A 24,621-nucleotide genomic window follows, 5' to 3' on the forward strand; every position below is an offset into this window, starting at 1 on the left:
GCCATGGACCAGGCGCTGAAAATTCTCGTCATCGACGACGTCGCCGCCGACTTCCTGCTGGTCGAGCGCTGTCTGCGCCAGCACGGCCCGGCCGCCGAGTGCCGGCACGTCGCCAGCGCTGCGGACCTGGCTGCCGCCCTGGACAGCGAATGGGACCTGGCCTTGTCCGACTACAGCATGCCGGACCTGGATTTCGGCGAAGTCCTGCAACAGATCAAGGCGCGCTGGCCCGATCTGCCGGTGATCCTGGTGTCCGGCAGCGTGGGCGAGGAAACCGCGGTGGATCTGCTGCGCATGGGCCTCACCGACTTTGTGCTGAAGGAGAATCTGGTCCGGCTGCCGGCCGCCATCCGGCGCGCACTCGACGAGGCCGCCGAGCACCGCGCCCGCCGTGATGCGGAGCGGGCCTTGCGCGATGGACAGGCCGCCGCGCTCGAAGCCCAGCGCCGGGGACGCCTGGCGGCGCTCAACCTGATGGAAGATGCCATCGCCGCACGAACCAGCGCCGAGGCTGCCGTGGCGGCCCTGCAGGAGAGCGAGGAAAGGCTGAAGCTGGCCTTGCGGGCGGCCAATCAGGGCACCTACGACGTCAACGTGACGACCGGCGAGGCCATCGTCAGTCCGGAATACGCCACGATGCTGGGTTACGACCCGGCCAGCTTCCATGAAGACTATGCCAGCTGGATTGAACGCCTGCATCCCGACGATCACGGGCTCGTGACGCAAACCTATCGCGACTACATTGTCGCCGGCAAGCTTCCCGAATTCCGCCTGGAGTTCCGTCAAAGAGCCCGCGCGGGCGGCTGGAAATGGATACTTTCCCTGGGCCGGGTGGTGGCGCGCGATGCCGCCGGGAAGCCCTTGCGCATGGTCGGCACCCATACCGACATCACCGAGCAAAAGAGCAACGAACTGGCCCTGGCTTTCCACACGCGGCGGGTCGAAACCCTGCTGGCCCTGCCCGCCGCCGCCGAAACCATGGTCGAGGATGAATTCCTCCAGCACGGCATGGAACAGGCCGAGCAACTGACGGGCAGCAAGATCGCCTTCATCCATTTCGTGCTCGAAGACCAGGAAACCATCGAACTGGTGACCTGGTCGCGTTCCACGCTGGATCATTTCTGCCAGGCCGTGCACATGCGCCACTATCCGGTCAGCGAGGCCGGAGTCTGGGCCGACGGGTTGCGCCGGCGCGAAGCCTTGGTGATCAACGATTACCCCGCGGTCGAAGGCAAGCACGGGCTGCCCGACGGCCATTCCGAGCTGCGGCGCCTGATCGTCGTGCCGGTGATCGAAAACGGCCTGGTGCGCATGCTGGCCGGCGTCGGCAACAGGCCGGAACCGTATAGCGACCTCGATCTGGACACGGTGCGGCTGCTCGCCAACGGCGTTTGGGATATTGTCCGCAAGCGGCGGATGGATGTCGCCCTGCGCGAGAGCGAGGCGCTCAATCGCTCGACGCTGGATTCGGTCGACGCCGAAATCGCCGTGCTGGACCGCAAGGGAATGATCACGGCAGTCAATCGGCCGTGGCGCCGGTTTGCCGAGGAAAACGGCGTCGAGCCGGGTGAGGAGGCGCCCGGCACCGGTGTCGGCGCCAATTACCTGGAGGCCTGCGTGGACCGGATCGGAGCGGCAAATGCCGAAGCGCCGGACGCCCGCGATGGCATCCGCGCGGTCCTCGATGGGCGTTTGGCCGGCTTCAGCCTCGAATACCCCTGTCATTCGCCCGGGCAGCAGCGCTGGTTCAGCATGAGCGTGACGCCGCTGGGAAGGCAGGGTCGCGGCGCGGTGGTGGCGCATACCGACGTCACGGGACGCAAGCGCAGCGAGGCGGCACTGCGCAAGCTGGCGCTGGCCATCGAGCAGAGTCCGGAGAGCATCGTCATCACCGACACCGATGCCTGCATCGAGTACGTCAACCAGGCTTTCCTGCGCAACACCGGCTACAGCCGTGAAGAAGTGCTGGGACAGAACCCGCGTTTTCTGCACTCGGGGAGGACGCCGCCGGAAACCTACCAGGCGATGTGGGCGGAGCTGAGCGAAGGCAGGCCGTGGAAAGGCGAATTTCACAACCGGCGCAAGGACGGCAGCGAATACGTCGAATTTGCCATCATCACGCCGCTGCGGCAACCCGACGGCGCGATCACGCATTACGTGGCGGTGAAAGAAGACATCACCGAGAAAAAGCACCTGGGGCTCGAACTCGACCGGCACCGGCACCACCTGGAAGGGCTGGTCGCGCAGCGCACCGCGGAACTCGACGCGGCGCGGCAGCAAGCCGAAGCCGCCAACCTGGCCAAAAGCGCCTTCCTGGCCAACATGAGCCACGAAATCCGCACCCCGATGAACGCCATCCTCGGCCTCACCCACCTCATGCGGCGCAGCAGCGCCACCCCGCAACAAGCCGAACGGCTGGACAAGATCGACGGCGCCGGGCGGCACCTGCTGGCCATCATCAACGACATCCTCGACCTGTCCAAGATCGAAACCGGGCGGGTGCAACTGGAAACCATCGACTTCCCGCTGTCCTCGGTGCTCGACAACGTCGCCTCGCTGATCGGCCAATCGGCGCGCGACAAGGGACTGCGCATCGACGTCGACGGCGACGACGTCCCGCCGTGGCTGCGCGGCGACCCCACGCGGCTGCGCCAGGCGCTGCTCAACTACGCCGGCAATGCCGTCAAATTCACCGAACGCGGCGTGATCACCCTGCGCGCGCGGCTGCTCGAAGAACACGGCGATGACCTCTTGGTGCGCTTCGAAGTCAGCGACACCGGCATCGGCATCGCCCCCGAGAACAAAGCGCGGCTGTTCCGCGTCTTCGAACAAGCCGACCCCACCATCACCCGCAAATACGGCGGCACCGGACTGGGCCTGGCCATCACCCACCGCCTGGCGCAGATGATGGGCGGCGAAGTCGGCGCCGACAGCACGCCGCGGATCGGCAGCACCTTCTGGTTCACCGTGCGGCTGCAACGCGGCCACGGCATCATGCCCAGCCCAAGCGAACTGGCCATGGCCGATGCCGAAACCCGGCTGCGCCAATACCACGCCGGCGCCCGGCTGCTGCTGGCCGAAGACAACCTGATCAACCGGGAAGTCGCGCTGGAACTGCTGTACGGCGCCGGACTGGCGGTCGACACCGCGATCGACGGGCAAGACGCCCTGGCCAAAGCCCGGGCCACCCGCTACGACCTGATCCTGATGGACATCCAGATGCCGCGCATGGACGGGCTCGACGCCACGCGCGCCATCCGGGCCCTGCCCGCAGGCGGGCAGGTGCCGATCCTGGCGATGACCGCCAACGCCTTCGACGAAGACCGTCACGCCTGCGAAGAAGCCGGCATGAACGACTTCATCACCAAGCCGGTCGATCCGGCCATGCTCTACCAGACCCTGCTGCTGTGGCTATCGAGCACCGCGCGGCCCGGTGCCGAGGCGCGGCCGGTTGCCGTGCCGCAGCGACCGCGGCGCGAAGCGCAAAGCCTGCCGCCGGCCCTGACCGAATTCGACGGCCTGGTCGCCGACCGCGCGCTGGTCGCCCTGCGCGGCGACGGGCGCGCCTACCTGGGCCTGCTGAGGCAGTTTGCCGCCAACCATCGCGACGACGCCCAGCGGCTGCAAGACGACCTGGCGGCGGGGCAGATCGAAGCGGCGCGGCAGCGCGCGCATGCGCTGAAGGGAGCGGCCGGGAGCCTGGGCGCGATCCGGCTGCAGGCCGCGGCGGCGGCCATCGAATACGCCCTGCGCGACGCCGACGCGCCGGCGCTGCTGCCCGGGCTGCTGCCGGGGATGCTGGCGACCTTGCAGAGCGAACAAGGCGCACTGGACGAGGTACTCGCGCGCGTGGCGGCGACGCCGGTGGACGCCGGCGGCTTCGCTGCCGACCCGGAGCGGGCGCAGGCAGTGCTGGCGCAACTGGAACCGCTGCTGGCCAGCGACGACACGGCGGCCGGGGAGCTGTTCGCCGCCCACCGCGCGCTGCTGCTGGCCAGTTTCGGCGCCGAGGCGATGCAGCTCGAACGCCAACTGGCGGCTTTCGACTTTCCGCAGGCGCTCGACACGGTGCGCAGTATGATCCTGGCGGCTGCAAAGAATTGAGTCGCCGTGTTGTCAGCGCCAACTCTTGCGAAATCTGCGCGTGGCGTCATGCTCGAATCCTCCCCCTGTCCATCGCCTTGAAAGCCTCGGCCATGAAATCCGCACCGTCTTCCACCGGCGCGCGCCCAGCGCCGCGCGATGTACTGCGCGTAGTTCTGGTCTATGCCGTGTTTGCCGGGCTCTGGATACTGGTCTCCGACAATCTGGTGGTCTGGCGCTTCGGTAGCACGGACCATGTTCTCGCAGTCAGCCTGCTCAAGGGCTGGCTGTTTGTCACCGTCACCTCCGTGCTGCTGTACGTCCTGATCCGCCGCCTGCTCGACCAGGCCTTGGTCGCGTCGCGGCGCGAACTTGCGGCGCAAGAGGAAGCCGCGCGCGCCCAGCACCTGCTGTTCACGATTTCCGACAACTCCTCCGACGCCATCTTCGCCAAGGATTTGGAGGGCCGCTACCTGCTGTTCAACCGGGAAACCGCGCGGATCATCGGCAAGCCTGCCGAATACGTCCTGGGGCGCGACGACGCAGCGTTGTTTTCGCCGCAGCAGGTAGTGATGATCCGCGCCAACGACCTCCGCGTGGTCGCCGAGCAGCGCATCAATACCTACGAGGAAGCGCTGTCGACGGTGGACGGGGAACGCATCTACCAGGCGACCAAAGGGCCCTTGCGCGATGCCGAGGGCCGGATCGTAGGCTTGTTCGGCATTGCGCGCGACATCACCGAACGCAAGCAGGTCGAAAGGGAATTGCGCAGGAACATGGAGGAACTGGCGCGTTTCAATCGCGCCGCGGTCGACCGCGAACTGGACATGATCAGGCTCAAGCTGCGCGTGAATGAGCTTTCGCGCCAGCTCGGACAGACGCCGCCGCATGCCCTCGATTTTGTCGATGCAACGCTGGCCGGGGAACTGAACTCTGCTGCCGGCACGGTCGGGGGCAATTCGTGAAAATGCGAAATCCAGGAAAGAATGCCTGATGGCACAACATGAAGCAGAGGGTAATGGCAAGCCTCGCTCGGGCGGGGCGCATGCGCCCGGCGGCCCCGCGGCAGCGCACCGCAACGCGCCGGGGAAAGCGGCGCTCGTCAATCCCGCCCGGCATCGCATGTCGATCCGCGCCCGGTTGCTGACGCTGGTGCTGGCCTGCCTGCTGCCGGTCTTCGGCTTCCTCGCCTGGTTCCTCGACCACGAGGCGGGGCAGGCGCGCGAGGCGGCTTCCATTCAGTTGAAACTCGTCGCCGACAATATCGCCGCCAGTCTCGCGCAGACGCTGCGGGACGACGAGGAGTTGCTCGGCTTTATCGGCGACGAGTTTCGCGGCAATCCGCCGGTCCGTGCGTCGCGCTTCGACCCGGAACAGGTCATGCGCATGCATCCGCAGATCGTCAGCTTCGGCGTGCGCGACTTGCGCGCCGGCAATATCTTCAACCACCTGGCCACGCCGGTTCCCGCCGCCAAGGCGCTCGCGTTCCCGTGGGTGCAGCAGGGGTTGCAGAGCGAAACCTTCGTGGTCGGCGGCGCGATCAAGGGCCCCGTGAGCGGCCGCTGGTTGACGATGCTGACCTACCCGGTGCGCGGCGGGGACGGCCAGCGCTCGGGTTTCGTCAATCTGTCGCATGACTTGCTGGCGCTCAATCGGCTGGTCATGCAGGCGGTTCCCGCGGATGCGAAGATAGCGGTGCTCGATCAGGATTTCAGGTTCCTGCTGAGTTCCACCGAGCCCGAAAAATGGATCGGCAAGGCCCTCGATCCCGCGGTTGCCGATATCTACCGGGGCAGCGCAGAGGGCTACGTGCGCGCGCCGGACGTGACCGGCATCCCGTATCTGTGGGCCTTCGTCGGCGTACCGGGCGCCGGCTGGCGAGTCAGCGTCGGCATGGCCGAGGCCGAAGTGCTGGCGCCGGCCCGTGCGCTGGTCGTGCGCGGCGGCATTCTCGGCGGCGCGGCCTTGCTGCTGCAGTTGGCGATAGCCTGGTGGATCGCCGCCGGCATCAATAGGCCGATAAGCCGCCTCGAAATTACCGCCGCCGCCATCGCCAGCGGCAATGGCAGCGTGCGTGCGAGCAGCGATGGCCCGGCCGAGGTGGCGGCGGTGGCAAGGCAGTTCAACGCGATGCTCGACAGCATCGAACGCGAGCGTGTCGAGCGCGAAGTGCTGAGCAGCAGCTATGGGACGCTTTTGAAGAATGCCCGCGACATCATCCTGCTGGTCGACATGCAGGGCTCGATCGTCGAAGCCAACGACGCTGCGCTCGCCGCCTACGGCTACAGCGCGGAGGAACTGCGGGCACTGGATGTCGACCAGCTGCGCACTGCGGCAGCGCAAGCCGATATCGACAAGGATGAGAGGGACGCGCTCGGTCCGCAGGGCGTGCTGTTCGAAACCGAGCACCGGCGCAAGGACGGCAGCAGCTTTCCGGTGGAGGTCAGTTCGCGCATCGTCGAGGTCGACGGCAGTATCTACCGGCAAAAATTCATCCGCGACATCAGCGCCCGCCGCGAGGCCGGGGCGGCGATTCAGCGGCAGCTCGATGAACTGCGCCGCTGGTACGATGTCATGCTGAATCGCGAGGACCGCATCCTCGAACTTAAACAGGAAGTGAACCAGCTTCTCGCGCTGGCCGAACAGCCGCCGCGCTATGCCAACGTCGAGGTCGATTCCGTGGCCGCCGCCGCCGCAGCGCCACCGGCAGCGGGATGAGAATGACGCCACGCCCGCGTTTTCGCACCCGGACCGGGCCCGGGTCGCACCGCGCCGGCGGGCCGACAATTGCCGGAGGAGGACAAATGCCATGCAGGAATTCCTGAGCAACTGGGGCAGTGCGTCGGGCTTCATACCCCACGGCCATTGCTATCTATGGACGCCGGCACTGTTGTGGACCTTTGTCCTTGCCGAAGGCGTCATCGTCCTGTCCTACTTTTCGATTCCGCTGGGACTGATGTATTTCGTCCGGAAGCGCAGGGATTTCCAGTTCAACTGGATTTTCGTGTTGTTCTCGCTGTTCATCTTTGCCTGCGGCACGACCCACCTGATGGGCATCTGGACCATCTGGAATCCCGATTACTGGCTGGATGCCGCGATAAAGGCGGGAACGGCCGCCGTGTCGCTGATCACCGCGGTCCTGCTTTGGCCATTGATTCCCAAGGCGCTGAAACTGCCGAGCACCAGGCAACTGGAAGACACGATCAGGCAGTTGCAGGACGAAGTCGCGCGGCGCACCGCGGCGGAGGCGAAGCTGGCAAGCAGCAACCAGGCCTTGAAGCAGCGCAGTCATCAACTCGATGCGGCCAACCAGGAACTGCAGGCCTTTGCCTACTCCGTCTCGCACGACCTGCGGGCGCCGCTGCGCGGCATCGACGGCTGGAGTCTGGCGCTGGCCGAGGACTATGGCGCGCAGCTGGATGAAAAGGCACGCGAGTATCTGCGCACCATTCGCGCCGAAACGCAGCGCATGGGCCGGCTGATCGAAGACCTGCTGGCGCTGTCGCGCGTCACCCGGGCCGAAATCGCGGTGCAGCCGGTCGATCTGAGCGCCCTGGCGCAGACCATAGCCGGGCGTTGCCGACAGGCCGCACCCGGGCGCGACATCGATTTCAATATCCAGCCCGGCATGGCGGCGACCGGCGATGCACAGTTGCTGGAGATCGCGCTGACCAATCTGTTCGACAACGCCTGCAAATTCACGGGCATCCGCAGTAAGGCCTGCGTCGAGTTCGGTTGCGAGATCAGCGAGGATCCGCAGACGGGTTCGCGCCAGACCATCTATTTTGTGCGCGACAATGGGGTAGGCTTCGACATGGCGCACGCCCAGCGTCTGTTTGGCGCTTTCCAGCGACTGCACAAGGTCAGCGAGTTTCCCGGTACCGGCATCGGCCTGGCCACGGTGCAGCGCATCATGCATCGCCATCAGGGCGGCGCCTGGGCCGACGCTACAATCGGCCAGGGCGCAACTTTCTACTTCACTCTGACGGAGGCAGCATGACGAGCCAGGTGATACTGCTGGTCGAGGACAATCCGAGCGACGTCGGCCTGACCATGCGGGCATTGGAGAGAAGCGGCATCAGCAATCCGTTGGTGGTGGCCGAGGATGGTCAGGACGCGCTGGACTATATTTTTTGCGGCGGTGCGCACAGCGAACGCGAGATTGCCGACACGCCCCTGCTGGTGCTGCTCGACCTCAAGCTGCCGCGCGTGGATGGCCTGGAGGTGTTGCGCCGGATCCGCGCCGATCCACGCACCCGGCGCATCCCGGTGGTGATCCTGACTTCCTCCAGCGAGGAGCGCGACGTCGCCGCCGGCTATGACAACGGCACCAATAGCTATATCCGCAAGCCGGTGGATTTTCACCAGTTCGCCGAGGTCATCAGGCAGCTCGGCATGTATTGGCTGGTGGTCAACCAGCCGCCGCCCAGGATCTGAATTTGCATGAATGCGCTCCGATGAACAGCCCCAGTACGCCAGTTTCCGTTTTGATAGTCGAAGATTCAGCCAGTGATGCGGGTCTGATGGTGCACCAGTTGCAGAAGTCCGGCTTCGCGGTCGCGCATCAGCGTGTAGACACCGCGGCGGCGATGCGCGACGCGCTGCAGGCGCAGACCTGGGACGTCGTGCTGTCGGATTTCCACATGCCGGGCTTCGGCGCGGCCGAGGCCCTGGAACTGCTGCTGGAGAGCGGGCTCGACATTCCCTTCATCGTAGTCTCGGGAGTCATCGAGGAAATGTCGGCGATCGAGTTGATGCGCCACGGCGCACACGACTACGTGATGAAAAGCGATCTCGGGCGCCTGGCCTCGGCGGTGCAGCGCGAGCGTGTGGAAGCGCGCGAACGGCAGCAGCGACGCCAGGCGGAAGCGGCACTGCAGGAAAGCGAGGCGCGCTTCAAGGCGATCGCCGATTCGGCCAGCGACGCCATTGTCAGCGTGGATTCGTCCGACGCGATCAGCTTTTTCAGCCGCGGCGCGGAGCGCATGTTCGGCTATGCGGCGCACGAAGCTTTGGGCCGGTCGACCAGTCTGCTCATGGCGGAGGATCAACCCCGGGCGCATCAGGCCGGATTCATGCTCTCCGTGTCGATGCAGCAGGCGGACGTCGGCGGCCAATCGATCGAAGTCACGGCGCGGAGAAAAAGCGGCGAGCCGTTCCCGATCGAACTCTCCATCTCGCAGAGTGCGGTGCGCGGCGAACCGCTATTCACCGCCATCATCCGCGACATCAGCGAGCGCAAGCGCGCCGAGGCGGCGACGGTGCGCCACGTTCAGGAAGCGGAGCGCGCGCGCGCCGCCCTGTTGAGCGTGCTCGAGGATCAGCGCGAGGTGCAGGCGGCGCTGCGCGCCAGCGAGCAACGCTTCCGCGGCTTCATCGAGAACGCCAGCGACCTGATCTACGAACTGTCGCCGCAAGGTGTGCTGACCTATGTCTCGCCGAACTGGCAGGACTACGTCGACGAGCCCGCCGTCGCGGCGCTGGGCAAGTCCTTCAGGGACTACGTTCATCCGGCCGACGTCGAACTGGTGGCCGGTCTGCTCGACCCCAGTGCGCCGCCCAAAGGCACCAGCAGCGTCGATTACCGCGCGGTGCGCCGGGACGGCACGGTGCGCTGGCATTCCGCCCGGGGTGTCGGCCTGCGCGACGACAACGGCCGGGTCACCGGCTATCAGGGCATCGCGCGCGACACCACCGAGCGCCGCGCGATCGAGGACCAACTGCGCAAGCTGGCACTGGCCGTGGAACAGAGCCCGGAGAGCATCGTCATCACCAATATCGACGCCTGCATCGAGTACGTGAACGACAGCTTCATCCAGGCCACCGGCTACAGCCGTGAAGAAGTGCTGGGACAGAACCCGCGTTTTCTGCACTCGGGGAGGACGCCGCCGGAAACCTACCAGGCGATGTGGGCGGAGCTGAGCGAAGGCAGGCCGTGGAAAGGCGAATTTCACAACCGGCGCAAGGACGGCAGCGAATACGTCGAATTTGCCATCATCACGCCGCTGCGGCAACCCGACGGCGCGATCACGCATTACGTGGCGGTGAAAGAAGACATCACCGAGAAAAAGCACCTGGGGCTCGAACTCGACCGGCACCGGCACCACCTGGAAGGGCTGGTCGCGCAGCGCACCGCGGAACTCGACGCGGCGCGGCAGCAAGCCGAAGCCGCCAACCTGGCCAAAAGCGCCTTCCTGGCCAACATGAGCCACGAAATCCGCACCCCGATGAACGCCATCCTCGGCCTCACCCACCTCATGCGGCGCAGCAGCGCCACCCCGCAACAAGCCGAACGGCTGGACAAGATCGACGGCGCCGGGCGGCACCTGCTGGCCATCATCAACGACATCCTCGACCTGTCCAAGATCGAAACCGGGCGGGTGCAACTGGAAACCATCGACTTCCCGCTGTCCTCGGTGCTCGACAACGTCGCCTCGCTGATCGGCCAATCGGCGCGCGACAAGGGACTGCGCATCGACGTCGACGGCGACGACGTCCCGCCGTGGCTGCGCGGCGACCCCACGCGGCTGCGCCAGGCGCTGCTCAACTACGCCGGCAATGCCGTCAAATTCACCGAACGCGGCGTGATCACCCTGCGCGCGCGGCTGCTCGAAGAACACGGCGATGACCTCTTGGTGCGCTTCGAAGTCAGCGACACCGGCATCGGCATCGCCCCCGAGAACAAAGCGCGGCTGTTCCGCGTCTTCGAACAAGCCGACCCCACCATCACCCGCAAATACGGCGGCACCGGACTGGGCCTGGCCATCACCCACCGCCTGGCGCAGATGATGGGCGGCGAAGTCGGCGCCGACAGCACGCCGCGGATCGGCAGCACCTTCTGGTTCACCGTGCGGCTGCAACGCGGCCACGGCATCATGCCCAGCCCAAGCGAACTGGCCATGGCCGATGCCGAAACCCGGCTGCGCCAATACCACGCCGGCGCCCGGCTGCTGCTGGCCGAAGACAACCTGATCAACCGGGAAGTCGCGCTGGAACTGCTGTACGGCGCCGGACTGGCGGTCGACACCGCGATCGACGGGCAAGACGCCCTGGCCAAAGCCCGGGCCACCCGCTACGACCTGATCCTGATGGACATCCAGATGCCGCGCATGGACGGGCTCGACGCCACGCGCGCCATCCGGGCCCTGCCCGCAGGCGGGCAGGTGCCGATCCTGGCGATGACCGCCAACGCCTTCGACGAAGACCGTCACGCCTGCGAAGAAGCCGGCATGAACGACTTCATCACCAAGCCGGTCGATCCGGCCATGCTCTACCAGACCCTGCTGCTGTGGCTATCGAGCACCGCGCGGCCCGGTGCCGAGGCGCGGCCGGTTGCCGTGCCGCAGCGACCGCGGCGCGAAGCGCAAAGCCTGCCGCCGGCCCTGACCGAATTCGACGGCCTGGTCGCCGACCGCGCGCTGGTCGCCCTGCGCGGCGACGGGCGCGCCTACCTGGGCCTGCTGAGGCAGTTTGCCGCCAACCATCGCGACGACGCCCAGCGGCTGCAAGACGACCTGGCGGCGGGGCAGATCGAAGCGGCGCGGCAGCGCGCGCATGCGCTGAAGGGAGCGGCCGGGAGCCTGGGCGCGATCCGGCTGCAGGCCGCGGCGGCGGCCATCGAATACGCCCTGCGCGACGCCGACGCGCCGGCGCTGCTGCCCGGGCTGCTGCCGGGGATGCTGGCGACCTTGCAGAGCGAACAAGGCGCACTGGACGAGGTACTCGCGCGCGTGGCGGCGACGCCGGTGGACGCCGGCGGCTTCGCTGCCGACCCGGAGCGGGCGCAGGCAGTGCTGGCGCAACTGGAACCGCTGCTGGCCAGCGACGACACGGCGGCCGGGGAGCTGTTCGCCGCCCACCGCGCGCTGCTGCTGGCCAGTTTCGGCGCCGAGGCGATGCAGCTCGAACGCCAACTGGCGGCTTTCGACTTTCCACAGGGCTTGCAGACCGTGCGCGCAATGGTCGGAGGCTCCACGGACCAGTAGTCAGTCAACGGGGAAAAGGCGCATTCCCTGTAGGAGCGAGCTTGCTCGCGATAAGCCGTTGTCGCGAGCAAGCTCGCTCCTACATCCATCGGTTTCAACATGTGTGCCTACGTTAGGCTCCGCGGGAGAGGGGCGGGAATCCAGTTAGACTGGTGGCGGCAAGCGCGTCATGTAGGTGTTTGTCAAACAGGTTGACATCGAACAAACGCTGCCTACAATCCGTTCGTCGCCTTGGGCCAGCGATTCCCCAGCGGGCGAACATCACATGACAAAAAAACAGGAGGAGACATGAAAGTCAAGAAACTCGTATTGGCGCAGGCGTTGGCGCTGGTTCTGGCGGCGGGTTCGGCCTGGGCCGACATCACCATCGGCGTCAGCGTTTCAGCCACCGGTCCGGCCGCATCACTGGGCATTCCCGAGAAGAACACCTTTGCCCTGCTGCCGCAGACGGTCGGCGGCCAGAAGGTCAAATACATCGTGCTCGACGATGCCACCGACCCCAGCACGGCGGTAAAGAACGCCCGCAAGTTCACCGGCGAAGACAAGGTCGATGCGATCATCGGTTCGACCGCGACGCCCACCTCGATGGCGATCCTGGAAGTCGCCTTCGAAACCAAGACGCCGCAGATCGCCATGGCGCCGCTGCCGCCCGCCGGCGACAAGGCGCCCTGGGTGTTCACCACGCCGCAGAACTTCACCCAGATGGCGATCGCGATCGCCGACCACATGGCCGCCAACAAGGTCAAGACCGTCGGTTTCATCGGCTATGCCGATCCCTATGGCCAGCTCTGGCTGAAGGCGATGCAGGGCGCGGCCGAAGCCAAGGGCATCAAGATCACCGTCTCGGAAGCCTATCAACGCAATGACACCAGCGTTACCGGGCAGGCGCTCAAGCTGGTCGCGGCCAACCCGGATGCGATCCTGATCGCGGGTTCCGGCACGCCCGCGGTGCTGCCGCAGGCGACCCTGATCGAGCGCGGCTACAAGGGCAAGTTCTACCAGACGCACGGCATCGCCAACCGCGATTTCCTCCGTGTCGGCGGCAAGAACGTCGAGGGCACGCTGTTCCCGGTCGGCCCGATGCTGCTGGCCGAGCAACTGTCCGACAGCCATCCGTCGAAGAAGCCTGCGCTCGAATACATCAAGGCGTATGAGGGCGCGCACGGCGCCAACAGCCGCTCGACCTTCGGCGGCCACGGTTGGGATGCCTATCTGCTGCTCAACCGCGCCGTGCCCGAAGCGATGAAGAAGGCCAAGCCCGGCACCGCCGAGTTCCGCGTCGCCCTGCGCGATGCGCTGGAAGGCATCAAGGAACTGCCGGGCGTGCATGGCGTGTTCAATATGTCGGCCAAGGACCACAACGGCTTCGACGGACGTGCCGCGATCATGGCCACGGTCGAAAACGGGGACTGGAAGATCCTCAAGTAAGGCAGACGCGATCGGCGGCGTACTGCCGCTGTCCGAAAATATCGACCTCGCCGCCACCCGCGGCGGGGTCGATGGGTTTGCGCGGTGGCGCTTCTTTCCGCGGCGCCCACGATACTCACTAAGCCCGGGAGAGGTCGCCCATGAATTCCATTGCAAGAAAACCCGCGGACCTGTTTGCCGATCCGTCGGTCATTGTCGAAAGCCATGCCGACGGCAGCCGCCGCCTGCGCTCGGCGATTCCCTTGCCGCCCAGCTCGCTGCGCTGCAGCGGCGAGTGGCTGCAGCGCTGGGCGCGCGAAACCCCGGACACGGTGTTCCTCGCCGAGCGCGGCGCCGACGGCGAGTGGATCCGCGTCGGCTACGGCGCGGCGCTGGCTCGCGTCAAGGCCATCGCCAACGCGCTGCTCGGCCTCGAACTGTCGGCCGAGCGGCCGGTGGTGGTGCTGTCCGACAACGGCATCGAGCACGCACTGCTGATGCTGGCCTGCCTGCACATCGGCGTGCCGCATTGCGCCGTGTCGCCGGGCAATTCGCTGATGTCGAAGGATTTCGCCAAGCTCAGGGCCAATGTCGAGCTGCTGCGCCCCGGCGTCATTTTCGCCGACCCGATCGAGCGCTTCATGCCGGCCATCGAGGCCGTCAGGGGCTTGCATGACGGCATCGTGATCGCCGGCGGCAACAGCCGGCCGCAGGCGGGGACTTATGCCTTCGCCGCGATGGAGCAGGCCGGCATCGACCCCACGGGCAAGTACGCGGCGGTGCGGCGTGCCTTCGCCGCCGTGACGCCGGACACAATCGCCAAGTTCCTGTTCACTTCGGGTTCGATTGGCGCGCCCAAGGCCGTGATCACCACCCAGCGCATGATGTGTTCGAATCAGGAGGCCAATGCCCAGATCTGGCCCTTCATGGCGAAACAGAAGCCGGTGATCGTCGATTGGCTGCCCTGGAGCCACGTCTTCGGCGGCAACTACTGCTTCAACAAGGTGCTCTGCTGGGGCGGCAGCTTCTACATCGATGGCGGCAAGCCGGCGCCGGGACTGATCGACAAGACCGTGCGCAATCTCACTGACATCGCGCCGACCCAGTATTTCAGCGTGCCGCGCGCCTATGACATGCTGGTGCCGCTGCTGCGCGACAACGCGGTGCTGCGCAGGAATTTCTTTTCCCGCCTGCAGATCATTTTCTACGCCGGCGCCGCCTTGCCGCAGCACCTGTGGGAGGAACTCGATCGCCTGGCGCGCATGGAACTGGGCGAGCCCGTCACCATGCTGTCGTCCTGGGGTTCGACCGAAACCGCCCCGGCCGCCACCGACTGCCATTTCCAGGCGGTGCGCTCGGGCGTGATCGGCGTGCCGATCCCCGGCACGGAACTCAAGCTGGTGCCGGTGGCCGACAAGCTCGAAGTCCGCGTCAAGGGGCCCAACGTCTTCCCCGGCTACTGGAAACAACCCAGGCTGACGCAGGAGGCTTTCGATGAAGACGGCTTCTACATCATCGGCGACGCCGTCGAGTTCGTCGATCCGACGCGGCCCGAGCAGGGCCTGCTGTTCGACGGCCACGTGGCCGAGGATTTCAAGCTGCTGACCGGCACCTGGGTGCATGTCGGGTCCTTGCGCGTGGCCGGCATCGACGCGCTGTCGCCGGTGGCGCAGGACATCGTGGTGACCGGCCACGACCGCGACGAGATCGGCTTCCTGGTGTTTCCCAACATGTCGGAGTGCCGGCGCCTGGCGCAACTGCCGGCCGACGCGCCGGCCGACCAGGTGCTGCGCCATCCGATGGTCAAGGAGCGGGTGCGCGAGGGCCTGGTGCGCATGAAGCGCGAAGGCGGCGGTTCCAGCACCTACCCGACGCGGCTGCTGCTGATGGCGGAGCCGCCCTCGACCGAGGCCGGCGAGATCACCGACAAGGGCTACATCAACCAGCGCGCGGTGCTGACGCGCCGCGCCGACCTGGTGCTGTATCTGTATGCCGATGAAGTCGACAGCGGCGTCATAACCCTGGGCGCAACCTGAAGGATATGAAGTGACGGAATCCTTGGTAAAGGCCGTTTTCGCGGACGGCATCTACACCATCACGCTGGCGCGGCCGGACTGACCCAGACCAGCCCAGCGATTGCAGCGCGGATCGGCAGCTTCCTGAAAAGGAAGAAAATCCAGCGGTCTGCTGCGCAAATGCCGTGAGTACCGTAGGGCCGGCTTCAGCCGGCCATGGCGGACTGAAGCGACATCCCCGGCGCCGTAGCGCCAGCGCCAACTCCCGGGTAGGGCCGGCTTCAGCCGGCCCCACTATCACCGCACCAAGTTGGCGGCCGCCGGTCTGAGTGGAGAAATTGTGGCGGAAGCTCAGTTCGCCGGCAGGCTTTCGGGCGGCTCCAGCGGTAGCGAAATGCGGAACGTGGTGCCGATCCCGACCTCGCTCCTGACTTCGATTCGTCCACCGTGCTTTTGCACGATGCCGTAGGACAGGGATAAACCGAGCCCTGTTCCCTTGCCGATCGGCTTGGTGGTGAAGAACGGGTCGAAAATTCGCTTCAGGTTTTCTTCCGGGATTCCCGCGCCGGTATCGGCAATCTCGACCCAGACGCCGTCGGCCTGTGCTCCGCAGCGTATCGTGATGGCGCCGTGCCTGCCCTCGGGGGTGGCCTGCGCCGCATTCACCAGCAAGTTCATGAACACCTGGTTGAGTTGCGACGGCAGGCATTTGATGTGCGGCAGGTCGCCATATTCCTTCACCACGTCGGCGCGGTACTTGATCTCGTTGTTCACGATGTTAAGGGTCGAATTGAGCCCCGTCCGCAGGTCGACCCATTCCCATTGCTGAGCGCTGTCGACCCGGGAGAAATCCTTCAGGTCGGCGACGATCTGCTTGACGCGGACTATGCCGTCTCGCGATTCCTTCAGCAGGGCCGGGATGTCGTCCCTCAGGTAGTCGAGCTCGGCATCCTTCTTGAGTTGCTCGATCCGCTCCAGCAAGGCGGTGGTGCCCGCGTGGTCCTCTGCCAGCCCGCCAAGCAGGACCTCGCCTTCCTGGTAGCCGTCCAGCAGCGCCATGATCTGTTCGAAGTAGCGCTCCAGCGCGCCGAGATTGGATTGCACGAAACCGATCGGGTTGTTGATTTCGTGGGCCACCCCGGCCGCCAGTTGGCCAATCGACGCCAGCTTCTCCGATTGCACCAGTTGCTGCTGCGTCTGGTTCAGTTCGGCATTCAGCTCGGACAGTTCGTTGATGCGTTGCATGAGTTCGGCCTCGGCTTTCTGGCGGCGGGCGATGTCCTGCTCCAGTTCGTACGTCGCCTCGCGCAGCTGCTCGCCGCGGGTGGCCACCAGTTGCTCCAGTTCGCGCTTGGACTTGATCATCTCGGACTCCGCGAACCGTCGTTCGGTGAAATCCTGCAGCGTCTCCACCGCGCCGATCACCCGGCCGTCGGTATCGGTCAGCGGCGCCGCGGCGAAATACAGCCAGGCGCCGCCCTCGCCCAGATTCGGGAAGAAATCTTCGGCCTCGTAGGCGCCTGCGATGAGTTGCGAACGGGTCAGGCGCTTGTTGCCGTACAGCTCGTTGATGGTCTTCTCCATGCTGCCGTCGACGATCAGATCGGCCATGGTCTGCCGCTCCTTGCTGTAGAACACCTTTTGGTGCCTCCTGGAGCCCACCATGTCGATGGCCTGGAATCCGAGAATCTGCTCGCAGGCCTTGTTCCAGTGCGTGATCAGATGCTGGTGGTCGATGACGAAGGTGGGCACCGGATTGCTGTCGATGATCTGCGCCAGCGCCTGCTGTGCCTGCTTCTGCCGGGTTTCCGCGCGCTTGCGCTCGGTAGTGTCCAGGTAGCTGCCCAAGGCGACTGTCTGGCCATCGACACTGAGCAGCGTGGCGATCAGATCCGCCCAGCGTTCCTCGCCCTGCGCCGTGAGCAATACCACCTCATAACGCGTTGGCGCGGCTACGCCATGAATGCGCGATTGGCCGCGCTCTTTCACGATGTCCCGCATCTGCGGATGAAACAGTTCCCAGAACTTCATGGAAAGCAACTGTTGCCGCGAATAGCCGGTCAGATCGCACATCGGCTGATTGACCAGCACCAGATTTTCGCCATCGTGGCAGGCAACGCCGGTCGGCAGCGCTTCCGCCAGCGCGGCCAGTTGAGTCATCGAGAACGCTGCGTTCGACGCGAGTTCCGGCTGTTCAGTCATGGTCAACCCGATATGCTGGCAAGGCTGTTGAAATGGCGCTCTGCCTGTTCCAGCACTAGGCGCAGAGCGTGCTCGTCAAGATTGAGGCGTTGCAATGCGGCGCCGTCCGGCGGCGGCACCAGGGCATCCGGGTCACCCGCCAGGTCGAGCGCATGCGCCAGCACATCGGCGACATGAACCACGTCCGTCATGTCGGCCGGCAGTTTGGGCGCGTACGGATTCACTTGATGATGCCGTTCCACCGCGGCGGCGATCGGCGCCGGAATGCGCCAGTGGCGGCACAGTTCGCTGCCGATTTGCGTGTGGTCGAAGCCCAGCACCACGCGCTCGGCGTCGAGCAGCAGGCAATCCGTCTGGGCGCGTTGCAGCAGGATCTCGGCATAGGCGTCCGGATGCGTGACCACCAGCACCAGGCGCCCGATGTCGTGCAGCAGTCCGGCCAGGAACAGGGGATCGGGCCGCAATCCGGCAAGTGGCGCCAGCGCCGCGGCGCACGACGCAGCGCCCAGCGAATGGCGCCAGAACATGCGGGGGTCGAAGCCTGCCGCGCCGCTGGCCGGCCAGGCCATGGCAATCCCGGCCGTGGTAACCAGCGAGCGAACATTGACGAAACCGAGCACCGTGACGGCCTCGGCTATCGTGTCGATCCTGCCCTGCATGCCGTAGAACGGTGAATTGGCCACCCGCAGCGTGCGCGCCGCGAGCGCCTGATCATGGCTGATGCCGCGGGCCAGCCGGTGGATATCGACGTCGTCCCGGCCCATGGTCTGCAGCAGTTCCATCACCACCGTCGGCAGCGAGGGCAGGGCGCGCAGGCCGGTGACGATCTCCTGCAGGCTCGGCCGCGTCATCGCAGGGCTTCCAGGCGATAGTCGAGCACCGCCTTGAACAGCGTTTGCGCGCCGCTATCGCCTTCCAGTTCGCATCGGCGGAACAGGTGCTCGATGCGCCGATGCAGCGCATCGCGGGCGGCCTTCAGTTCGGCTTCGTTGCGCTGCGCCTCGATTGCAACAACGGCAACGCCGTGCCGGGCGAGCTGTTGCAGCGCTGTTTCGGTGAGGATGCTGCCAATGGACATCAGCACCTGACCGTCCGCGTCGAGCACGGCCGCGGTCAGTCGTGCACCGGGCTGGACCTCGGCCAGGGGAAGCTTGGCGGACGGCAAGGAGTTCGCCGGCGTCATTTCGTTCCCTCCGGAATGAATATCAGCAAGTAGCCACGCTGCAGTGTGATTGAATCGACGGCATGGCAGCTTACCCGATAGGCGCAGCCGTCGATCGAAATGCGCTGCTCGCCACCTGCCTGCGCCACCAGTTCCGCCACCGCCGGCAGCGCCTCGGCGACAAAGGTGCCGAGCAGCGGGTGCCGCGCGAAACGCCTTGTCGCATCGGCGTTGGCAAACACCAGCAAGCCTTCCGGGTCGACGCCGAGCAGCGGCACCGGCAGGCAGTTGACGATTTCCTGGACCGTCGCCAGTGCGCTCTCGCCGAGCGCCGTGCGACGCTGCTGCGCCTCCAGTGCCTCCTGCAACTGGGCATTGAGACGGATCAATTCGGCGTTGGTCGCTTGCACCTGCTGGTTCAGGCGCCGGTTTTCGTCGTGCAGCTGCTTGCGCTGAAAGGCTTCTTCGATCTCGGCCTTGAGCATGTCATCGTCCCAGGGCTTGGAGAGAAACTTGTAGATCGCGCCCTCGTTGATGGCATCGGTGATGCTTTGCAGGTCGGAATAGCCGGAGAGCACCATGCGCACCGTGTCCGGATAGAGCTCCTTGGCCCGGCGCAGAAACTCGACTCCGCTCATGTCCGGCATGCGCTGGTCGGAAACGATCACGTCGACCCGGTTGCGGGCCAGCTCGTCGAGCCCCGCGCGACCGCCAGTGGCGGTCAAAATCCGATAGGCCTCGCGCCGCAGCGTGCGTTTGAGCGACGACAGGATGCTGTCTTCGTCGTCCACCAGCAACAAGGTCGGTCGTGCCGGCGCGTCGGGGTCAGTCGCGGAAATGTCGCTCATGCTTTAGCCGTCACGGCGATTGGCTCTTGCCATGCCGTAGATCGTACTCGCGGAAGGCTTCGCGCACCAGTTTGCGCAGGACTTCGTCTTCCCACGGCTTGGTGAGGAAACGCCAGATGGCGCCATGGTTGATGGCATCGGTGATGCTCTGCAGGTCGGTGTAACCGGACAGTATGATGCGAATGGCATTGGGATGCAGTCCCTTGACCCGGCTGAGAAACTCGGTGCCGCTCATTTGCGGCATGCGCTGGTCGGAGATGATCACCTGGACGTCGTTGGTCGCCAGCAGTTCGAGGCCCTCGTTCGGATCGGTGGTGGTCAGGACGCGGTAGCCGTCGCGGCGCAGCAGGCGTTTCAGCGAGTTGAGAATCCCCGCTTCGTCATCCACCAGCAGCAGGGTTTCGCTGGGCGTTTCATCGGCGCTGTCGATGGTCTTGCCTGCCGTCAGCATCGCCTCGAACTGATCTGCCGGCATGGGCCTGCTGAACAGGAAGCCCTGCATTTCGTCGCAGCCGAGCTTGCGCAGGAAGCCCAGCTGGGCCTCCGTTTCAACGCCCTCGGCGATCACCGTCATGTGCAGATTGTGCGCCAGTCCGATAATCGAGCGGGCCACTGCGGCGCTATTCGGATCGGTGCACATATGATTGACGAAGGAACGGTCGATCTTCAAATACTGCACCGGCAATTGGGTCAGGTAGGCAAGGCTCGAATACCCGGTGCCGAAGTCGTCGATCGCCAGTTTGGTGCCTGCCGCATGCAGCTTGCGCAGCAGCTCGATGGTCTGGTCGGGCGATTCCATCAGCAAACTCTCGGTCAGCTCCAGTTCCAGCCACTGGGTTTCCAGGGCCGAAGCGGCGAGAGATCGACGGCACAAAGCGGGTAATCCCTCTTCTTCGTTGCGTATACGCAGTTGCTGCTGCGAGACGTTCACGCCGACGGTGACGATCTGTATGCCGCGGTCGAGCCAGGCACGCTGCTGGCGGCAGGCCTCGGCGATCACCCAGGCGCCTATCGGCTGAATCAGCCCGGTGTCCTCGGCCAGCGGAATGAAATCGTTCGGCTGCACCAGCGCTCCATTGTGCTGCCAGCGCAGCAGCGCCTCGGCGGCGACGATCCGGCCGCTGCGCAAATCGACTCGCGGCTGGTAGTGCAGCAGCAGTTCTTTGCGCTCCAGCGCGTGGCGCAAGTCCGTCTCCATCTGCAGCCGGTCAAGCATGGTCTGGTTCATGGCTTCGACGTAGAACTGGAAACGGTCGCTGCCGTCCTGCTTGGCCCGCGCCAGGGCGTTGGCGGCGTGGGCCAGCAGAACGTCCGGACTGTCGCCGTCCTTCGGAAACAGGGCGATGCCGACGCAGGCAGTGACGTGCACTTCGCGACCGGACACATCGATCGGCAGCGCGGAGGCATCCAGCACCTTGCGCACTGCGACGGCGACATCGAGGCTTTCCGTCACTTCCGGCATGAGGATGATGAAATTGTTGCCGCCGCGCCGGGCCACGGTATCCGCCTGGCGCATACAAGCCGTCAGGCGTCGGGCCAGTTCGACCAGCAGCTGGTCGGCGTCGCGATGGCCGAGCGTCTGGTTGAGCCGGCTGAAGCCATCGATATCCAACTCCAGCACCGCTACCGAACTGCCGCTGCGCCGCGCCAGCGCCAGTGCCTGGACGAATCGGTCGCCCAGCAGAACCTCGTTCGGCAGGCCGGTCAGCGCGTCATGATTGCCGAGGAAGGCGATGGCTTCATCCTTTTCCCTGCGCGCACTGACGTCGATCGCATAGCAAATAATCTCCTGCGGCTGACCGGCGTCGTCGCGCACCATGCGACACTCGTCGGCGATCCAGCGCCATGATCCGTCGCTGTGGCGGCAGCGGTACTCGTCGCGCCAGCGCCCCGTGCCGAACAGTGTGGAAATCTTGCCCAATACGCGCTGACGGTCATCCGGATGAACGCTGTCGATCCACAGGGAAGGTTGATCGATAAAGCATTCCGGCGCATAGCCCAGCAATTCATCGACAGTGGGGCTGACGTAGGTAACGGGGAAATTCGGCTTCACCCCCACGGTGTAGATCACCGCCGGACTTTCCTGCAGCAGGAAACTGAGGCGCGCTTCGTTGTGCGCCAGCTTCTCGTGCGCCTGATCGATGGAGGCCTCGCGGACCTGCAGCGAGGCTGCCATGGCATCGAAGCCGCGCGCCAACTGGCCCAGTTCGCCGCTTGCGGCGGTCTGTCCGGCGCGGGCCGCGAAATCGCCCCCGCCGATGCGGCGGCCCGCCGCCACCAGCGCACGTACGGTGCGCATGATGCCGATCTCGGCGCCGGCAATGGCCAGCACCAGGGTCGCCAACAGGGTGCCCAGCCCGATTGCCATGCTTTGCCGGTATTCCCACAGCAACGCCTCGCGCAGCGCTTCCTGCGGCACGCCGATGGCGATATGCAGGGCGTGCTTGTCGGCTTCTCCCGTTACGGCGAAACTGAAATTGCGTTCGATGCCGTCCAGACCCCGCAACACGGCCGTGCCGCGCGGCGACCTCAGTATTTGCCGCACCAGCGGATGCTGGGGGTCTTCGACGACCGGCAAGGCGTTCGCCTTGGCGTTCCGATAGACCAACTGGCCGTCACGGTCAAACAGCAGCGCCACGCTATCGTCCGCCGGTATTTCCTCCTTGATCGCGCGGCCCAGTTCGGCAACGTCCATGACGGCAATCGCCACGCCGAAAGCTTGGTCTGCCGCGCCGATCACCGGCTGGGCAAACATGACGTGCGGGGTGTTGGCGACGCGCCCACGAATCATTCCACTGACGGTGAAGCGCTTTTGCGCCAGCGCGTCCCTGAAATAGTCCTGATCTGAAAAGTCCTTGCCGACCACCTCTGCCACGGACGTGCATGCCATGCGACCGCGGCGATCGATGAAGCCAAAAACCTGGTATTGCGGCAGTCGCACGCGCAGGCTGTCCACATAGGCTTGGCAGTGGGCCGCGTCGCCGCCATGAACGGCTAGGTCGCCGGCCATGGCTGCCAGCAGGTCATGTGCCGATGCGGTGATCCCTTCCATCCGTACCAGCGCACCGTCGAGTTGCATGCGTAGGCTATCGGCCTGTTCGTGCTCCATCCGCTGGTAGCCCTGATAGTGCGCCACGCTCAGTCCGATCAGCGATGGCACCGCGCCCAGAAGCACCAGCAGCACGATGCGGGTGCGCAGGGATTGCCAGAAAGGCACTGTCAGGGAATTCGCCATGTTCGGTTGGATCGGAATTAGCGAGATGTTGGAGTCTAACAAACAGGCATAATCCCAGAGGCGTGGCGTGTTGTTTATCCGTGAATTACGCTACAAACTGCGGTAGCTACGTAGGCCCGACGCTGAAGCGGGCCTGTGTCATCCGCCGTCGGGAAGCAATGTAGCCGGCTAGCCGAGTTTCAGGTTAGTCTGGCGATTCGCCGAGGGCAAGAAGTACTCAATCGTAACCGAGTCTCATGAACGACATCACTGAAACCCAAGCCACTCTGTTGCTGGTCGATGACGAGGCGAGCATACTTTCGTCGCTGCGACGCTTGCTGCGGCCGGCGGGCTACACGATTCACATGGCGGAAAGCGGTGCGGCGGGCCTCGATATTCTCGAACGGGAGCCGGTCGATCTGGTGGTTTCCGACATGCGCATGCCGGAAATGAACGGGGCGCAGTTTCTTGAGCAGGTGCGCAAGCGCTGGCCCGACACGATGCGGATTCTGCTCACGGGTTATGCCGACGTCGGTTCGACCATCGAGGCGATCAACCGCGGCGAGATTTACCGCTACATTTCCAAGCCCTGGGACGACAACCAGCTCGTGCTGACCATACGCGACGCCCTCGAAAGCAGTCGCCTGCGCAAGGAAAACATCCGCCTGCTGGCCCTGACCACGGCGCAGAACCAGGAACTGGCGCAGCTCAATACCGGCCTGGAACAGAAAGTGGCCGAACGCACGGCGGAGATCCAGCAGATCAACAGCTTCCTGAACCTGGCCAACGACCGGCTCAAGCAGAATTTCCTGGTCTCGATCAAGGTGTTTTCGGGTCTCATGGAACTGCGTGGCGGCACGATGGTCGGCCATTCGCGACGGGTGGCCGATCTGGCGCGCAAGCTGGCCGTGCGCCTGGAGCTTCCGGCCAAGGAGCAGCAGGATGTGTTTGTCGCGGCGTTGCTGCACGACATCGGCAAGATCGGTTTCTCCGACAGTTTGCTGGGACGCCCCGTGTCGAGGATGAACGGCGATGAAATGGGCGTCTATCGCCAGCACCCGGTCGCCGGCGAAGCGGCCCTGATGCCGTTGGCCGAACTGAAGGAGGTGGCGCGCATCATCCGCGCGCATCACGAGCGCTTCGACGGCCAAGGCTACCCGGACGGATTGCAGGGAGCTTTCATCCCGCTCGGAGCGCGCATTCTGAGCGTGGTCAATGACTATGACGGCATGCAAATCGGTAGCTTGTCGGAAAAGCGCGCGAGCCAGGAAGACGCCAGGGCGATGCTGGCGCAAGGGCGCGGCAAGCGCTACGACCCGCAGGCACTGGATGCTTTCTTCGCCATGATTGGAGCCCAGGCGCAGGAAATAGCCCTGGAGAAGGCCGTGCCTGCCGCCGAGGTGCGGGCGGGCATGGTGCTGGCGAGGGATTTCGTCGGGCGCGACGGGGTGCTGCTGCTGGCTGCCGATTACCTTCTGGATGCGCAACTGGTGAAGCAAATACAGGACATGGAGCGCCGCGAGGGCGGTCGCCTGACTCTGTATGTGCGCCCCGACAGGCACTACCAGTAGTCGGTCAACAAGGAAAAGGCGCAAGGAAAAGGCGCATTCCCTGTAGGAGCGAGCTTGCTCGCGATACGCCGTTGTCGCGAACAAGCTCGCTCCTGCATTCATCGGTTTCAACATGCCTGCGTACTAGCCAAGGC

Annotated in this window: 14 protein-coding genes; 9 read left to right on the forward strand and 5 right to left on the reverse strand. The window is 65.2% G+C overall.

The window, feature by feature from the left end; genetic code table 11:
• Window positions 1–3: 3 nt before the first annotated feature.
• The 8 genes from RMO95_RS08085 to RMO95_RS08120 all read left to right on the forward strand — a co-directional run bounded on the left by RMO95_RS08085 (window position 4) and on the right by RMO95_RS08120 (window position 15,511).
• Entirely contained in the window at window positions 4–4,104 is a 4,101-nt protein-coding gene (locus RMO95_RS08085) for a response regulator (protein WP_310450102.1), read from the forward strand.
• Between the two features lie 92 nt (window positions 4,105–4,196).
• Window positions 4,197–5,048, forward strand: coding sequence for a PAS domain-containing protein (locus tag RMO95_RS08090; protein ID WP_310450103.1), 852 nt, complete (start codon window positions 4,197–4,199; stop codon window positions 5,046–5,048).
• 28 nt (window positions 5,049–5,076) lie between these two features.
• Window positions 5,077–6,801, forward strand: coding sequence for a PAS domain S-box protein (locus RMO95_RS08095; RefSeq protein WP_310450104.1), 1,725 nt, complete (start codon window positions 5,077–5,079; stop codon window positions 6,799–6,801).
• Between the two features lie 91 nt (window positions 6,802–6,892).
• The gene (locus RMO95_RS08100) at window positions 6,893–8,083 is read left to right on the forward strand and encodes a sensor histidine kinase (RefSeq protein ID WP_310450105.1); all 1,191 of its coding nucleotides are present in this window, start codon (window positions 6,893–6,895) and stop codon (window positions 8,081–8,083) included.
• Window positions 8,080–8,520 carry a response regulator gene (locus RMO95_RS08105; protein ID WP_310450106.1) on the forward strand — a complete coding sequence of 147 codons (441 nt, stop codon included), beginning with the start codon at window positions 8,080–8,082 and terminating at the stop codon, window positions 8,518–8,520. Before RMO95_RS08100 ends, RMO95_RS08105 begins: the two co-directional genes overlap by 4 nt.
• Before the next feature lie 20 nt (window positions 8,521–8,540).
• Window positions 8,541–12,068 (forward strand): PAS domain S-box protein, encoded by a 3,528-nt coding sequence (locus tag RMO95_RS08110; RefSeq protein WP_310450107.1) that lies wholly within the window; start codon window positions 8,541–8,543, stop codon window positions 12,066–12,068.
• Window positions 12,069–12,356: 288 nt separating this feature from the next.
• Window positions 12,357–13,496 carry an ABC transporter substrate-binding protein gene (locus RMO95_RS08115; protein WP_310450108.1) on the forward strand — a complete coding sequence of 380 codons (1,140 nt, stop codon included), beginning with the start codon at window positions 12,357–12,359 and terminating at the stop codon, window positions 13,494–13,496.
• Between the two features lie 140 nt (window positions 13,497–13,636).
• Window positions 13,637–15,511 (forward strand): feruloyl-CoA synthase, encoded by a 1,875-nt coding sequence (locus RMO95_RS08120; protein WP_310450109.1) that lies wholly within the window; start codon window positions 13,637–13,639, stop codon window positions 15,509–15,511.
• Window positions 15,512–15,841: 330 nt separating this feature from the next.
• On the opposite strand, the gene RMO95_RS08125 is transcribed toward RMO95_RS08120, so the two are convergent.
• Genes RMO95_RS08125 through RMO95_RS08145 form a run of 5 tightly spaced genes read right to left on the reverse strand, consistent with a single transcriptional unit; the run spans window position 15,842 to window position 22,937 of the window.
• Window positions 15,842–17,692 (reverse strand): PAS domain S-box protein, encoded by a 1,851-nt coding sequence (locus RMO95_RS08125; RefSeq protein ID WP_310450110.1) that lies wholly within the window; start codon window positions 17,690–17,692, stop codon window positions 15,842–15,844.
• A 2-nt stretch (window positions 17,693–17,694) separates the two neighbouring features.
• A complete protein-coding gene (locus RMO95_RS08130) occupies window positions 17,695–18,543 on the reverse strand; it encodes an HDOD domain-containing protein (RefSeq protein WP_310450111.1) in 849 nt (282 codons plus the stop codon).
• A complete protein-coding gene (locus RMO95_RS08135) occupies window positions 18,540–18,875 on the reverse strand; it encodes a hypothetical protein (protein ID WP_310450112.1) in 336 nt (111 codons plus the stop codon). The genes RMO95_RS08130 and RMO95_RS08135 overlap by 4 nt, the downstream gene beginning before the upstream one ends.
• Window positions 18,872–19,702, reverse strand: coding sequence for a response regulator (locus RMO95_RS08140; RefSeq protein WP_310450113.1), 831 nt, complete (start codon window positions 19,700–19,702; stop codon window positions 18,872–18,874). Before RMO95_RS08140 ends, RMO95_RS08135 begins: the two co-directional genes overlap by 4 nt.
• Before the next feature lie 10 nt (window positions 19,703–19,712).
• The gene (locus tag RMO95_RS08145; protein WP_310450114.1) at window positions 19,713–22,937 is read right to left on the reverse strand and encodes an EAL domain-containing protein; all 3,225 of its coding nucleotides are present in this window, start codon (window positions 22,935–22,937) and stop codon (window positions 19,713–19,715) included.
• A 236-nt stretch (window positions 22,938–23,173) separates the two neighbouring features.
• On the opposite strand from RMO95_RS08145, the gene RMO95_RS08150 reads away from it, so the two are divergent.
• On the forward strand, window positions 23,174–24,487 hold the full coding sequence (locus RMO95_RS08150) for an HD domain-containing phosphohydrolase (protein ID WP_310450115.1): 1,314 nt from the start codon (window positions 23,174–23,176) through the stop codon (window positions 24,485–24,487).
• Window positions 24,488–24,621: the final 134 nt, after the last annotated feature.

Origin of the sequence: Sulfuritalea sp., from assembly GCF_031426875.1 — a bacterium.
GTDB lineage: Bacteria > Pseudomonadota > Gammaproteobacteria > Burkholderiales > Rhodocyclaceae > Sulfuritalea.